We start from the raw sequence: 14299 nt of genomic DNA, 5'->3' as shown, positions 1-14299 counted from the left end.
TCATGGCCCTCAGCATCGACGACCTGCCCGCCGCCATTCGCCAGGCCAAGCGGGAATTGCGCGCGGCGCTGCCCCATTATCGCGAGGTGTTCGCCGAGGTCGAGGCCGCCATGCGCGAGGCGGCGCGCGAGATCGCCGAGGAACGCGCACGCGGCGCTGCGGTGATCCCGGAGATCGAATTCGCGGCGATCGTGGCCGGGCGGGTGAGCGAGGCGCAGCTCGCGCGCGTGAAGTCGCGCGGCGCCTGCGTGATCCGCGGCGTGTTCGGGCGCGAGCGCGCCGAGCGCTGGGATCGCGAGATCGCCGACTACGTGGAGCGCAACCGGCTCGACGCGCGCCTCGAACATCGCGCCGAGGACAAGTACTTCGGCCAGCTGGCTTCCAGCAAGCCGCAGATCCATGGCGTGTACTGGTCGGCGCCGCAGGTGGAGGCGCGCCAGTCGCCGGAGTTGACGCAGGCGCGCGTGTTCCTGAACCGGCTGTGGCGCGCGCACAGCGAGGGGCGCCGCCATTTCGATCCGGACCAGGTGCCGGCCTATGCCGACCGGCTGCGCCGCCGCCCGCCCGGCTCGGCTTCGCTGGGGCTGTCGGCGCATTGCGACGGCGGCTCGGTGGAGCGCTGGATCGAGGCCAACTTCCGCCGCGTCTATCGCCACGTGTTCGCCGGCAACTGGCGCGACTACGATCCCTTCGACGCGGCCTGGCGCACCGAGGTGGAGGAGATCGCCTCGCCGGCGGTCTGCTCGATGTTCCGCACCTTCCAGGGCTGGACCGCGCTGACCGCGCAAGGCCCCGGCGACGGCACGCTGCAACTGGTGCCGATCGCCAACGCGATGGCCTATGTGCTGCTGCGTGCCCTGCAGGACGACGTCGCCGAGGACGACCTGTGCGGCGCGATGCCGGGCCGCGCGCTGTCGATCCGCCCCGAGTATCACGCGCCGCTGTTCGAGGCGCTCTCGTCGATCCCGCTGATGCAGCCGGGCGACACGGTGTTCTGGCATGGCGACGTGATCCACGCCGTGGAGGACGCGCATCGCGGCGCCGGCTACAGCAACGTGATGTACATCGCCTCGGCGCCGGGCTGCGCGAAGAACGAGGCCTATCTGCGGCGGCAACTGCCGAGCTTCCTCGCCGGCGAGAGCCCGCCCGATTTCCCGGCCGATCACTTCGAGGTCGATTTCGACGGCCGCGCGAGCGCGGCGGACCTGACGCCGCTCGGACGCGCGCAGCTCGGGCTGGACGAGGTGGAGACGGCGGCGCGCTGAGGCGCCGCTGGCGGCGGCGATGGCGATGGCACGCCGGCGATCGCGCCGCGCGCCGCGTGATCGTGCCGCCTCGCGCCGGCGCTCAGGGCGTGGCGCTGCTGCAATACTCGGCGAAGCCGGGGCGCGCCGAGAGCCGCTGCTGGTAATAGGCCTCGACGGCCGGCAGCGAGGGCTGCTGGAACGGCGTGCCGAACCAGCGATGCACCGACAATCCGATCGCGATATCGGCGATCGAGAAATGCTCGCCGGCCACGAAGGCGCCGGTGTCGGCGAGCCGCGCGTCGAGGATGCGCATCAGCCGGGTCCAGCCCGCGATCGCCTCGGCGGTGGCTTGCGGATCCTGGTGCGCGGGCGACTTGCGCACCAGGCCCAGGAAGGCGTAGCTCCAGGCGCGGTTGAGATCGGCGGCCTGCCAGTCGAGCCACTGGTCGACGCGCGCGCGGGCGACCGCCTCGGCCGGGTAGAGCGCCTCGCCGCCGTAGCGCGTGGCCAGGTAGCGGATGATGGTGTTCGATTCCCACAGCACGAGATCGCCATCGCGCAGCACCGGCACCAGGCCGTTCGGGTTCAGCGCCAGGAATTCGGGCGTGTTGGGCGAGCGGAAGCCCGCGCCCCAGTCCTCGCGCTCGAACGGCAGTTGCAGTTCGGCACAGGTCCACAGCACCTTGCGCACGTTGATCGACGGTATCTTTCCGAGAATGTTCAGCATGGCGGCTCCGCTCGCGGGGAAGGGGGGGGCGAGCCGGCAGTGTAGGCGAGCGCGGACCGATCGGCCATGCACAGTGAGCGGCGCGTGCGCGGGGGCATGTGTGAAGGCCGGGCGGGGCGGTGCCTCGACAATTCTGCACATCCGGGTGTTTTGCCGCTTGGCATGATGCCGGACGATATCGGCATCGACGGAAACAGGATCATGCGTTTCGGGTGGAAATGGCTGGCGGTCGGCTTGCTCGTCGCGACGACGAGCGGATGTTCCAGCCTGACCGGCCTTCTGTATTGCCAACAAAGCGGGATCCGGATCGTGGACCTGCGCTGCTTCCCGCTGACTTCTCCTTGAACGTGGGCGAATCGGAAAGGCCACTGGGACATTTCCGATTGCCTGCCTGGCGATGCCTTCAGAACCGCTGCCGGATTCCCAGGCTCACCAGCGCCTGCGAGCGGGATGCCGAGGAATGGCCGTTGCCCTTGTCGGATACCGAGGCGCTGGCCGCCACCACCTGCCCGTTCGCGTCCAGCGTGCTGCCCGAGGCGTGTTGCCAGCCGGCCAGCAGGTAGACGGTGGTGCGCCGGGAGAGATCGTAGGTCGCGCCGGCCGAGACGTTGTGATAGACGGCGCGCTCGTCCAGCCCGTCCAGTTCGCTGCCGCGCGTGTAGCTGTAGCCGAGGAACAGTTGCGCGGCCGGGCTTGCCTGCCAGCGCGTGAACACGCCGGCGATGTTGAAGCTGGCGTGGCCGCGGAACAGCGACTGCGCGCCGGCGCGGTACTGCACGTTGCTGTAGTTGACGCCCACCACCGTCGAGCCGAAATCCCAGGTCGCGCCGGTCGCCACGATCTGCTGCGTCTGCGCGCTCGCGTAGCCCTCGCTGATCGATGAGTTGAAGGTGCCGTCGTCGCCGCCGGCCCAGCCGCCGGCGCTGCTGTCGCCCGGGCCGGTCTTGCTGTTGTCGGAGCGCTCGAAGCCGGCGCCGAGCTTGAGCGGCCCGTTCGCGTAACCGGCGCCCACGCTCCAGGTGCCGCGGCGCTTGACGCTGCCGGCCTGGTTGCCGAAGCCGTACATGGCGCCGAAGCTGAAGCCCGCGTAGTTCGCGCTGGTGTACTTGACCGAGTTGTCGACGCGCACCGTCTGGTCGAGATCGTCGATATCGCCCGGATGCGCGCCGAAGCCGCCGACATAGCTGACCGGCGCCACGCCGGACACGAAATCGTCGAGCGGCGTGTACTGGCGGCCGAGCGTGAGCGTGCCGTAGCGCGGGTTGCCGAGGCCGACGTAGGACTGCCGGCCGAACAGGCGGCCGCCCTGGCCGGCGCGGCCGTTGCTGATGTCGAAACCGTCCTCGAGCGTGAAGATCGCGCGCCAGCCGCCGCCGAGCTGCTCGGTGCCGCGCAGGCCCCAGCGGCTGCCCGACAGGTTGCCCGAGCTCAGGCCGAGGTCGGAATGGCCGGTCGCGCCCGGCCCGGTGCCGGTGCGCTCGTTGCTGCGGTAGGTAATGCCGGCATCGACGATGCCGTAGAGCGTGACGGACCCCTGCGCGGAGGCGGCGGTCGCCAGGCTCAGCAGCAGCGGGGCTGCGGTCAGTTGCTTTTTCATGATGAGCGAGTGTCGTTTTATGTGATCGGGCCGGACGGAGCGGGGCGTCCGGTGACGCGGCGAGGGCGAGTGTGGAGGCGGCGGCCCGGCCGGGATCGACGGCCGGGGCGGTGCGGCATGCCGACGACGGGATCGGCTGCGGCTGGCGCGCATCCTGCAGCCGCTCGCCTCCGTGTGCGTCATGCTAGATGGGACCGGTTCCAGAATGAAGCGCGGCGACGTCAATAGACCGTTGCGTATCGAGTGACAGTCGGCGGGCTGGGAGCGGTTGCCGTACCTGTCGCGCCGATCCGGGTGGGGGCGAGCGCGCTAGACGCGCGAGGCGATCGGCACCTCGAGCGGGCGCCTGGCGGGACGCGAGAGCCGGGCCCGCAGCGGCGCGTCGACGTGGCGGTCGAGCAGGGCGACCAGCACCAGCATGCCGGCCACGAAGGCGGCCAGCGCGGGCTTGCCGTACACGGCGTGCCGATGCGGCTCCAGCAGCCGGTAAGCCAGCAGCAGCACCGGCACATGGAGAATGTAGAGCCCGTAGGAGACGCGGCCGAGCGTCTCGAAGGCGGGCGCGAGCCAGGCCGGCGGCTCGAACGAGGTGGCGGCATGGACGATCAGCGGGATCGCCACGAACACCTCGGCGATCGCGGCCGGGCCGGCCCAGCGCGGCGGGATCTTCGCGCACAGCATCAGCAGCACGGCGGCCAGCGCCAGCAGCGAGACGGCGGCGCTGGCCGGCCGCGGCCCACCGCGCCGCAGCCGGAACAGCAGCACGCCGGCCGAGAACGAGAAGCCCACCCGCGCCAGCGCGAGATACCACTTGCCGAGATCCCAGCCCTCGTCGATGCCGTGATGGTCGAGCGCGTAGCGCAGCATCACGATGGCGCACGGAATCATCGCCAGGACCAGGATGCGCGGCACCGCGCGCCGCACGATGGCCGCGAAGGCGAGGTTGGCGACGATCTCGTAGAACAGCGACCAGGCCGGGTTGTTGACCAGGTAGAGCGGCGTGGCGCGCGAGGGCAGCATCAGCAGCGACAGCAGCACGAACAGCGTGGTGGCGAACAGCGACGGAAGCGGCCGGCCGTGCTGGTGCGCCATCGCCACGAAGTGGCTCGCCAGGCCCAGCACGATGCCGATCAGGTAGAGCGGGTAGAGCCGGATCAGCCGCAGTTTCGCGAAGGCGAGGAAGCCGAGCGCGCCCGAGCGCAGCCGTGCCTCATAGGCGTTGGCGACCACGAAGCCGCTGATCGCGAAGAACAGGTCGACCGCCAGGTAGCTCTGCGGGAAGCTCGGCGAATGGAACAACAGCGGCGCGTGGCGGAACACGATCAGGATCGCGGCGAGCCCGCGAATCGCATCGAGGTTGGCGTACTTCCACTTCGTCATGGTGAATGAAGCGCGTTCTCTGGTGGCGCGGCGGCCGGCGCCGGCTGGCGACCGGGGCGGCTCGACGGTGACGGGCGGCAGGCAGCGGCGAGTCGCTGGCCGTCGCGGGCGGTGCCGCGGGTGCTGGATATCGGCGGGCGTGATTGTAAGCCGGGATGCGAGGCGCTTGCAGAGGCTTTTCCGCTTGCTTGCGGGCCGCCAGGCGAGTGGAACAGGAGGGGCAAGCGAAGCGGACGTCAGTTCGATGACGCGGCGATGCCCCCGTGCCGGCCGCTGTTTTCGATGGCGCCGACACGGCCGCGTGCGATACTCGCCGCTCGTCCGCGCGAGCGGAGCCAGTCACCGGAGGAGCCGCCGTGTTCGCGAGTTATGATCCGACCCATACGGGTTTCGTCGCCGAGATCGACGGCTGTCGTTGTGTCATCGAGGGCATCGCCTCGCCGATCGCGGACCAGATCGACTGGCGCTGGACCATCTCGATCGCGCACCTGGACAATCCCGACGGCATGGATCCCGACAAGTTCGACGTGCTGGCGACGGGGGAGACGGTGACGCCGCTGCAGGCCTCGCAACAGATCGTGGCCTGGCTCGATGCGCATCCGCCCGAGGACGACGAGGAGGAAGACGCGTCGCCGGAAGGCGGCGAGGGGCAGTGAGCGGCGTTTCTTGCGCCGCGCGCGCCTGAAAGGAACCGGGGTTCGAGGGGCGGCGCGCCCCTGCCTGCCTCAGCGCCAGGCTTGCGTGAACTCCGCGATCACGCGCGTCAGGTGCGCCTGCATCGCCTCGCGCGCAGCCTGCGCGTCGCGTGCCATGATGGCCGAGAAGATCCGCTGGTGCTCGTCCTGCGAGGCCTCGCGCAAGGCCGTGTCGTGGAAATGCTCCTCGATCTTGCGCCACAGCGGATCGGCCCGCGAGCCGTCCCACATCGCCGCCACCATGTGCCTCAGCACCGCATTGCCGCTGGCTTCGGCGATCCCCAGATGGAATTCCCGGTCGGCCGCCTCGTTGGCGGCCTTGTCGTCCATGTTCTCGCGCATCGCGCGCAGCGCGGCGAACAGGCGGTCGAGATCGGCGTCCTTGCGTTCGACGGCCGCCAGCGCGGCGATTTCCGCCTCGATCAGCGCCCGCGCGCGCAGCGTCTCGATCGGCCCCGGCCCGCGCGGCAGATCGAAGGGCGTGGGCCGCGCCTCGCGCGTTTCCGCCACGTAGATTCCCGAGCCGACCCGCACCTCCACCACGCCCCGTACCTCCAGCGCGATGATCGCCTCGCGCACCTGGGTACGGCTCACCGCGAAGCGCTCGGCCAGCGTGCGCTCCGAGGGCAGGCGCGCGCCGGCGCCCACGTCGCCCGAGGCGATCAGTTCGTAGATCTGTTTTGCCAGCCCGACGTAGGAACGGTCGGCTGCGTCGGCTTCGGCGGCGCGGCCCGGCGGCGTGGAAAAGACTTCGGCCATGCGATGTGCTCTCGAGATAAGGCGCCGGCCGGGAAGGGCCGGCCGGGGAACGCGAAAAATGGTACACCAGTTTGGCCGGCCGCCGGCCACGGTCGATCCGGCCCCGGCCGAAATCCTTGCCGGCCGGCCCGCCGGGCCTGGTCGACAGGTTTTCTAAACTGGTAAACCACTATTCCGCCGAACTGGTTGACCAGTGAAAATCTGGTCCAACCAGGCGGGGCCGGGCCACCCGGCGCCGCCATGCGACGTTCATGAAGGAGGAGCGCACGGTGAAGATGTCCTTTCGTTGGTACGGCGATGCCGATCCCGTTTCGCTGCAGTACATCCGCCAGATTCCCGGCGTCACGCAGATCGTGTCGGCCGTCTACGACGAGCCGGTGGGCGAGGTCTGGCCGCTGGCGAAGATCGAGGCGCTGAAGGCGAGGATCGAGGCGGCCGGGCTGCACTTCGAGGTGGTCGAATCGGTGCCGGTGCACGAGGACATCAAGCTCGGCAAGCCCTCGCGCGATCGCCTGATCGCCAACTACCAGCAGACCCTGCGCCACCTGGCGGCGGCCGGCATTCGCGTGGTCTGCTACAACTTCATGCCGGTGTTCGACTGGACCCGCACCGAGCTGGCCAGGACGCTGGAGGACGGCTCCACCTGCCTGGCCTTCAGCACCGCCGAGGTGGAGCGCATCGATCCGGCCGAGGGCATCTCGCTGCCGGGCTGGGATTCGAGCTACCAGCCCGGGCAACTGCAGGCCCTGCTGGCCGAGTACCGCGAGATCGACGAGGCCCGGTTGTGGGCCAACCTCGAATACTTCCTGAAGGCGATCGTGCCGGTGGCGGCCGAATGCGGGATCCGCATGGCGATCCACCCCGACGATCCGCCGCGCCCGATCTTCGGCTTGCCGCGCATCGTCAAGAATCGCGACGACCTGGCCCGCATCCTGAAGGCGGTCGATCACCCGGCCAACGGCCTGACGCTCTGCTCGGGCTCGCTCGGCGCGGGGCCGCAGAACGACGTGGAGGCGCTGGTGCGCGAGTTCGGCGCGATGGGCCGCATCCACTTCGCGCATATCCGCAACGTCAAGATCACGCCCGAGGGCGACTTCGAGGAATCGGCCCACCTGTCGAGTTGCGGTTCGCTCGATATCGCCGCGATCGTGAAGGCCTACCACGACACCGGCTTCACCGGCTACGTGCGGCCCGATCACGGTCGCATGATCTGGGGCGAAACCGGCAAGCCCGGCTACGGGCTCTATGACCGCGCGCTGGGCGCGGTCTACCTGAACGGGCTCTGGGAAGCGCTGCAGAAGTTCGATCACGCCTGAGCCGCGCGCGGGTGCGGGCGCGGCGCCATGAGGCCCGCGCCCGCGTGTCATCGCGCGAGCCGCGACACAGCACCGACTACACCGACAAGCACGCCAACGTGCGACCGATGACGTCCGCCCGGCACGGGCGGACGCGCCGGCAACCCAACGAAGCGGAGACCTTCGATGCCGAACATCCGATGGGCGATGATCTTCATGTGTTTCCTCGCCAACGTCATCAATTTCGTCGATCGCGCCAACCTCGCGATCGCCGCGCCCAGCATCCGCGCCGAGCTCGGCCTCGATGCGGTCGGCATGGGCCTGGTGCTCAGCGCCTTCTTCTGGACCTACGCGTTCCTGCAACTGCCGGCCGGCTGGTTCATCGACAAGGTCGGCGTGCGCGTCGCGCTGGCGCTGGCGGTCGGCTGGTGGTCGGTGTTCACGGTCGCCACCGGCGCCGCGCGCGGGCTCGGGCAACTGGTCGGCATGCGCCTGATGCTGGGCGTCGGCGAGTCGGCCGCGATTCCCTCGTTCGCCAAGGTCGCCTTCAACTGGTTCCCGCGTCGCGAGCGCGGGCTGGCCAGCAGCATCTTCGACAGCGGCTCGCGGGTGGGCTCGGCTTTGTCGCTGCCGCTGGTGGCCTGGCTGATCTCGCTGATCGGCTGGCGCGGCTCCTTCGTCGTGACGGGCGGGCTGGGCATCGTCTGGGCGCTGGCCTGGTGGTTCATCTACCGCGACCCGGAGCGCTATCGCTCGATCGCGCCGGCAGCCGTCGATGCGTTGCTGGCCGAGCGGGCCGGCGCGGCCGACGTCGGCGGCAAGCCGGGCGCGCCCGCCGCGTCGGGCCCTGAAACCGCCGCGCCGCGCGTGTCCTGGCTCGACCTGTTCCGCTATCGCACCATCTGGGGAATGATGATCGGCCTGTTCTGCCTGAACTTCGCGATCTACTTCTTCATCACCTGGTTCCCGAGCTACCTGCTGCAATCGCGCGGCTTCTCGCTGGCCTCGCTCGGCACGCTCGGCATGCTGCCGGCGCTGGTCGCGATCCCGGGCGGCTGGCTCGGCGGCTACGTGTCCGATGCGCTGTTCCGGCGCGGCTGGAGCGCCACCGCCGCGCGCAAGACCTGCCTGGTGGGCGGCATGCTGGCTTCCTCGTCGATCGCCTTGTCGGCGCTGGTCGACAACGTCGGCCTGTGCCTCGCGCTGTTCTCGCTGTCCTATGCGGGGCTGTCGTTCGCCGGCGCCAACGTCTGGACCCTGGTGGGCGAGGTGGCGCCGTCGCCGGCCCATGTCGCCTCGATCGGCGGGATCCAGAACTTCGCCGGCAACCTGGCCGGCATCTTCATCACCACCTTCACGGGCGTGATGCTGTCGATCACGCGCGGCTCCTTCGTGGTGCCGCTGGTGGCGGCCGGCACGCTCTGCGTGGTGGGCGCCTTGTCCTACCTGTTCCTGGTCGGCCGGGTCGAGCCGCTGCCGCCGCTGCGCGGCGGCGCGCCGGCCGGCGGGCGCGCCAGCGCGGCCTGATGACGCGAATGCGCCGGCGCGGCCGTTGCCGCTGGCCTCGCATCGGACGTCGCCATCTTCGGCGCGTGCGGGGCGAGGCCTTGCGGCGGGTGCTGTCGCAGGCGGCGCCGCTCAGTCGATGATCCCGACGCGGCGCGCGGCCGAGGCGAGATAGAGCGGCGAGGGATCGCGCTGGTATTCGCGCCAGCAGGTGTAGCTCATCTTGATCACGTGCTCGTCGTCGGCCAGCATAGCGCGGCGCAGGATCTCGTCCCAATCGGCATCGACGCGCGGCAGCGGCTTGTCGACGTCGAGCGGCACCTCGATGCTCGCGTAGGCGGCGCACAGCGCGACCCACAATTCGGGCAGGCTGTGCTCGACCAGTTCCGGCGAAAGTTGCGCGAACAACAATCGCGAGGCATGCGTGGCCGTCACGGTGTGCAGCACGGTGAAGTCGGGCGCGCGCCAGTAGGCGGCGATGGCGGCCGCGGCGATCCCGTCGAGCAGGTGCCCGGTCTCGGGCGGCGCGAGCAGCGCCTCGCGAAAGCGCGGGTGCCTCGCGACCACGCGCAGGCGGTCGGTAATGAAGTCGCCGCTGATCTCCCGCTTGTCGATGGCGCGCGCGGCTTGCACGAAGGCGGTATCGATCCGCTCGGCGCGCGGCCGCGAGGCGGGGTCGATCTCGATCGGCAGGTGCCCCGACACCAGCGCCGCCAGCGCGGCGGCGATCTCCCCGTCGTGCGCGGCCTCGATGCCGTAGGCCAGCCGGATCACCGCGTGAAAGGCGCCCGAGGCCGGCGCCAGCGGCATCTGCTTGAGCACCGCGACGATCACGGCCGTCGCGCCCTCGTCGCCGATCCAGTCGACGAAGCACAGCCGCAGCGCGCCGAAGGCCTTGCCGTCGCCGACGTGGCGCCGCCAGTCGCCACGCGCGATGCGGGTGTCGACGGCGGGCGCGGGCAGCGCATATTCGCGCGACCACATGTCGAAGTAGGCCTGCAGGCGCTCGGGCGACGCGCCCATGCGCGCCAGCGCGACCAGCGCCATCGGCAGGTGGTTGGTGGTGCCTTTCGCCTTCAGGTCGAAGCGGGCGTTGGCGTCGAGCAGCGTGTTCAGCAGGGTGTCGGTGTGGTGTGTCGACATGGTTCCTCTCCTGGTCCAGGATGCGGGTCTCGATTCTAGAAGTTCAAGTGCGCTTGAGAACAAGCAAACCCCTTCGCGCTTGATGGGAACATCGCGAGCGGGGGCATCGAGAGACAAGCAGATCCCGTACCGGGAATGCGGCCGTGAGGCTGGCGCTGGCGAGCAGGAGAGGCGCGGTGGGGAATGGCTGCGAGACGGAAGGCAATCGGAAGGCAATCGCTCAATAATCGCGGCGATTTCGCACGAGCGAGCAAGTGTGCGGATGCACTATTCGCTTGTCGATATCCGGCCATGCGCGAGCCGAATAGGATTGCGAGCCGAACGCTGAATGATGCGTGGCACTGGATCGAAACGCGCGAATGGCATGTGTCTTCAGCGGCGGGGCTCTTCGCGCCCACTCGAGTAAAAATCCCCATGCCCTTGCAATAAGGTGCTATTCGATCGATGGCGGTGTGCCGATGCCGAGCAGGCCATCGCTCCAGGCTTGTCGTGAGTTTTTTTAGTCCGCAGCCGTCTATCGATATACCGATTAATTGGTGGTGCGCCTTTCATGGCGGCAACAAAATCGTCGATTGCATCGCTTTCCGATCTCGACCGACATCATGAACCCCTCCGATTCCGGCACGACGCAGCAAACCACGCGCGGCCGTTTGCTGAACCTTATTACGGCGTTCGGCAGCGCGATGTTGTTCGCCGTATCGTCCACTGCCCTGGCCGCCCAGGCCGACACCACCACCCCCGCCCCGAAAGGCACCCTGGTGTTCTGCAGCGAGGGAAGCCCGGCCGGTTTCGATCCGGGCCAGTACACCACCAGCACCGATTTCGACGCCAGCACCAACACCGTCTACAACGGCCTGGTGCGCTTTCGCCAGGGATCGCTCGATCTCGAGCCGGCGCTGGCCGAAAGCTGGGAAAGCTCGCCCGACCAGCGCATCTACACATTTCATCTGCGCCACGGCGTGAAGTTCCAGACCACCGCCTGGTTCCGCCCTTCACGCGATTTCAACGCCGACGACGTGCTGTTCACCTTCAATCGCATGCTCGATCCGCAGCAGCCGTTCCGCAAGGCCTATCCCACCAGCTTCCCGTACTTCAGCGACCTCGGCTTCGACAGGAACATCGCGAGCATCGATCGCGTCGACGACTACACGGTGCGCTTCGTGCTGAAGTCGCCCGACGTGATCTTCGTGCGCAATCTGGCGATGAGCTTCGCGGCGGTGCTGTCGGCCGAGTACGCGGGGCAGTTGCAGGCGCGCCACCGCGAGGCCGACATCAACCAGTTGCCGGTCGGCACGGGGCCCTTCGTGTTCCGCTCGTACCAGAAGGACGCGCTGATCCGCTACGACGCGAATCCCGACTACTGGCGCCCGCAGGACGTGCGGCTCGCGCACCTGGTGTTCGCGATCACGCCCGATCCGGCGGTGCGGATCCAGAAACTGGCCAGCGGCGAATGCCAGGTGTCGGTGTTCCCGCGCCCGGCGGACCTGCAGACGGTGCGCCGCAATCCCTCGCTGAAGCTGGTGTCGGGTGTCGGTTTCAACGTCGGCTTCGTCGCCTACAACACCCGGCATCCGCCGCTGGACCACGTCGAGGTGCGTCGCGCGCTCGACATGGCGATCGACAAGCCGGCCATCATCCAGGCCGTGTTCGCTGGCGACGCGAAGGTGGCCACCAACCCGATGCCGCCCGCGCAATGGTCCTACAACCCCGCGCTGAAGGACGCGCCCTTCGATCCCGCCAAGGCGCGCGCGCTGCTCGCGCAGGCCGGCTTTCCCGATGGTTTCGAGCTGACGCTGTGGGCGATGCCGGTGCAGCGGCCCTACAACCCGAACGCGCAGCTGATGGCACAGATGATCCAGCAGGACTGGGCGAAGATCGGCGTGCGCGCGAGGATCGTCAGCTACGAATGGGGCGAGTACAACCGGCGCGCCAAGCAGGGCGGCGAGCACGACGTGCTGCTGTACGGCTGGTCGGGCGACAACGGCGACCCCGACAACTGGCTTGGCGCCTTGCTCGGCTGCGATGCCGTGCATGGCGGCAACGTGTCGAAATGGTGCGATCCGGGCTTCAATGCGCTGATCGAGAAGGCGCGCGCCGATCCGAACCAGAAGGAACGCGCGGCGCTCTATGAACGCGCCCAGCTCATCTTCAAGCAGCAGGTGCCGTTCACGCCGATCGCGCATTCGATCGTGTCGATACCGATCTCGAAGCGCGTGCAGGGGCTCGTCTTCACGCCGCTGGGCAATCATCGCTTCGACGGCGTCTGGCTGCAGTGAGACCTGACGATGCGCCGGTTGGCGATGCAACCGGCGTGCGCGACGTTCAGGGCTTGTCGGGATGAAGGAGGAAGCGCCGCAGCGAGGCGGTGAAGGCTTCGGGCTGTTCGAGCATCGGCAGGTGGCCGCAATCGCGCAGCACCTCGTAACCCACGCAGCCTTCCAGCGCCCATTCGGGCACGTTCCACCCGCCGCGCGAGCGTTCGCCGGCGAGCAGGTAGACGGGATGGCGCTCGACCACCTCGTGCAGCCGTTCGAGATAAGCGTCGTCGCCGGTGATCTCGACCACCGAGCGGCCCATCGCGCGCAGCGTCGAGGCCGGCTGCGCGTCGAGCCAGCACTCGGCGACATGCGCCAGCCCGGGGGTGACCTTGGCGATGGCGCCGCCCAGCCAGCGCGCGGGATCGGCGCGAAAGCCGGCCAGCATCGTTTCAGCTTCGACGGGCGTCATGCGCCCGACCGAAGCGGACCAGAACGCGTCGTCGAGCGTGAAATTGCCTTCGATGTTCACGATCCGGCGCACGCGTTCCGGGTAGGTCGCGGCGAACAGCATCGCGATCGCGCCGCCCACCGAATGGCCGACCAGATCGACCACGTCCAGCTCCGGCCGTGCATCGAGGCAGGCGCGCAGGTGCTCGACCTGGGCCGGCAGCGAGATGCGCTCGAACGGCACCTCGCGATGTTCTCCATAGCCGAGCAGGTCGGGCGCGAAGTGCGGCGCGTCGTAGGCGGCGGTCTCGAACGATCCGATGAAGCCGTGGACGAATACGGCGGACGGCTGGCTGGGCATGGCGCGATTCATGTCGGGGAAGGGGCGGGGCCGAGCTCGGCGAGCAGTTCGTCGAGTTCGAGGCAGTGGGTGCGATCGTGGTCGAGCAGCTCGCGCACGAGTTCCTCCAGCGTCATGCGGCGCACGCCGTCGCGCAGCCCGCAACGGGCGAGCTGATCGGCATCGAGCCGCTTCAGCGCATGGCAGAGGCGCCGGCGCGAGGCGCGGAAGGCGGCCAGCGCCGCCTCGTGATCCTGTTCCTGGTAGCCACGCTGCTCGGCCAGGGCAGTGCCGTCCACCGAGTCGAGCACCGGCAGCGTGGCGGTGCGCACGGCCTGGATGCGGGCGGCGAACACCGTGTCGAGATCGCGCAGATGGCAGGTGTGCTCGACCAGCGAGAAGCCGGTGCCTTCCGGGCGCTGCCGGTGCCGTGCCGGCGGCAGGCGCGCGACGAAGCCGGCCAGCGTCTCGGGCATCGCCGCCAGCGCCTCGATCACCTCGGCGAACGGCAGCCGCAGCGGCCGCGCGCTGAACACGGCGCCATAGCTGAACAGCGTGCCGCCGATGCGCCCGCGCGCCTGCACCAGCTCATGGCCGTGGCGGCGCATCATCTCGGCCACCATCGCGCCGCAGAACTGCCGCGCCGTGGTATCGCCTTCCACTTCCGGAAATTTCTCGGCGACATCGTCGCGAATCGCCGCGATCGCGGCCACGCCGATCCGCGACAGCGCCGCGAATTCGACGTAACGCTCGGGCAGGTCGATCAGCGCCTCCAGTTGCCGGCCGAGCGGCGTGGCACGGAAGCGATCGAAACGGGAATGCATGGCTCGTTCGCGGATCAGATAACGTCGCGAAACGATACGTTACGAAAAAAAGCCGGTCAAGGCCGGCGCTCGGGAGCGGGC

13 protein-coding genes are annotated in these 14299 nt (G+C 69.2%); 6 read left to right on the top strand and 7 right to left on the bottom strand.

Features of this window, described 5'->3' with window-relative positions; genetic code table 11:
- Positions 1-2: 2 nt before the first annotated feature.
- Positions 3-1265 carry a DUF1479 domain-containing protein gene (locus tag FB600_RS28355; protein ID WP_096752587.1) on the top strand — a complete coding sequence of 421 codons (1263 nt, stop codon included), beginning with the start codon at positions 3-5 and terminating at the stop codon, positions 1263-1265.
- Positions 1266-1347: 82 nt separating this feature from the next.
- Here FB600_RS28355 and FB600_RS28350 read toward each other — a convergent pair whose 3' ends face one another.
- Positions 1348-1974 carry a glutathione S-transferase family protein gene (locus FB600_RS28350; protein WP_017920781.1) on the bottom strand — a complete coding sequence of 209 codons (627 nt, stop codon included), beginning with the start codon at positions 1972-1974 and terminating at the stop codon, positions 1348-1350.
- A 162-nt stretch (positions 1975-2136) separates the two neighbouring features.
- On the opposite strand from FB600_RS28350, the gene FB600_RS28345 reads away from it, so the two are divergent.
- Positions 2137-2319: a hypothetical protein gene (locus tag FB600_RS28345; protein ID WP_098182574.1), complete on the top strand. Its 183-nt coding sequence runs from the start codon at positions 2137-2139 to the stop codon at positions 2317-2319.
- Positions 2320-2377: 58 nt separating this feature from the next.
- Here FB600_RS28345 and FB600_RS28340 read toward each other — a convergent pair whose 3' ends face one another.
- Together FB600_RS28340 and FB600_RS28335 are read right to left on the bottom strand one after the other, a co-directional pair.
- Complete coding sequence (locus FB600_RS28340) at positions 2378-3571, bottom strand: porin (RefSeq protein WP_098151719.1); 1194 nt, start codon at positions 3569-3571, stop codon at positions 2378-2380.
- Positions 3572-3880: 309 nt separating this feature from the next.
- Entirely contained in the window at positions 3881-4951 is a 1071-nt protein-coding gene (locus tag FB600_RS28335) for an acyltransferase family protein (protein WP_096752590.1), read from the bottom strand.
- Positions 4952-5307: 356 nt separating this feature from the next.
- Here FB600_RS28335 and FB600_RS28330 point away from each other — a divergent pair, with 356 nt between their 5' ends.
- Complete coding sequence (locus tag FB600_RS28330) at positions 5308-5607, top strand: hypothetical protein (protein ID WP_096752591.1); 300 nt, start codon at positions 5308-5310, stop codon at positions 5605-5607.
- 69 nt (positions 5608-5676) lie between these two features.
- On the opposite strand, the gene FB600_RS28325 is transcribed toward FB600_RS28330, so the two are convergent.
- A complete protein-coding gene (locus FB600_RS28325; RefSeq protein ID WP_096752592.1) occupies positions 5677-6405 on the bottom strand; it encodes a FadR/GntR family transcriptional regulator in 729 nt (242 codons plus the stop codon).
- A gap of 269 nt (positions 6406-6674) precedes the next feature.
- Between FB600_RS28325 and uxuA the strand changes: the two genes are divergently transcribed.
- Positions 6675-7721 carry a mannonate dehydratase gene (gene uxuA / locus FB600_RS28320; RefSeq protein WP_175427825.1) on the top strand — a complete coding sequence of 349 codons (1047 nt, stop codon included), beginning with the start codon at positions 6675-6677 and terminating at the stop codon, positions 7719-7721.
- A gap of 165 nt (positions 7722-7886) precedes the next feature.
- On the top strand, positions 7887-9227 hold the full coding sequence (locus tag FB600_RS28315) for an MFS transporter (protein WP_036054201.1): 1341 nt from the start codon (positions 7887-7889) through the stop codon (positions 9225-9227).
- A 111-nt stretch (positions 9228-9338) separates the two neighbouring features.
- On the opposite strand, the gene FB600_RS28310 is transcribed toward FB600_RS28315, so the two are convergent.
- Positions 9339-10349: a questin oxidase family protein gene (locus FB600_RS28310; RefSeq protein WP_145757742.1), complete on the bottom strand. Its 1011-nt coding sequence runs from the start codon at positions 10347-10349 to the stop codon at positions 9339-9341.
- 683 nt (positions 10350-11032) lie between these two features.
- On the opposite strand from FB600_RS28310, the gene FB600_RS28305 reads away from it, so the two are divergent.
- Positions 11033-12625: an ABC transporter substrate-binding protein gene (locus FB600_RS28305; protein WP_227742833.1), complete on the top strand. Its 1593-nt coding sequence runs from the start codon at positions 11033-11035 to the stop codon at positions 12623-12625.
- 46 nt (positions 12626-12671) lie between these two features.
- Here FB600_RS28305 and FB600_RS28300 read toward each other — a convergent pair whose 3' ends face one another.
- Positions 12672-13415 carry an alpha/beta fold hydrolase gene (locus tag FB600_RS28300; protein ID WP_096752990.1) on the bottom strand — a complete coding sequence of 248 codons (744 nt, stop codon included), beginning with the start codon at positions 13413-13415 and terminating at the stop codon, positions 12672-12674.
- Positions 13416-13423: 8 nt separating this feature from the next.
- Positions 13424-14218 carry a DinB family protein gene (locus FB600_RS28295; RefSeq protein WP_096752595.1) on the bottom strand — a complete coding sequence of 265 codons (795 nt, stop codon included), beginning with the start codon at positions 14216-14218 and terminating at the stop codon, positions 13424-13426.
- Positions 14219-14299: the final 81 nt, after the last annotated feature.

This window comes from Burkholderia sp. SJZ089, from assembly GCF_007828315.1.
Taxonomy (GTDB): Bacteria; Pseudomonadota; Gammaproteobacteria; order Burkholderiales; family Burkholderiaceae; genus Burkholderia; species Burkholderia gladioli.
Note: the sequence above shows the minus strand (reverse complement) of the source record. Positions and strands in the feature narration are given on the sequence as shown.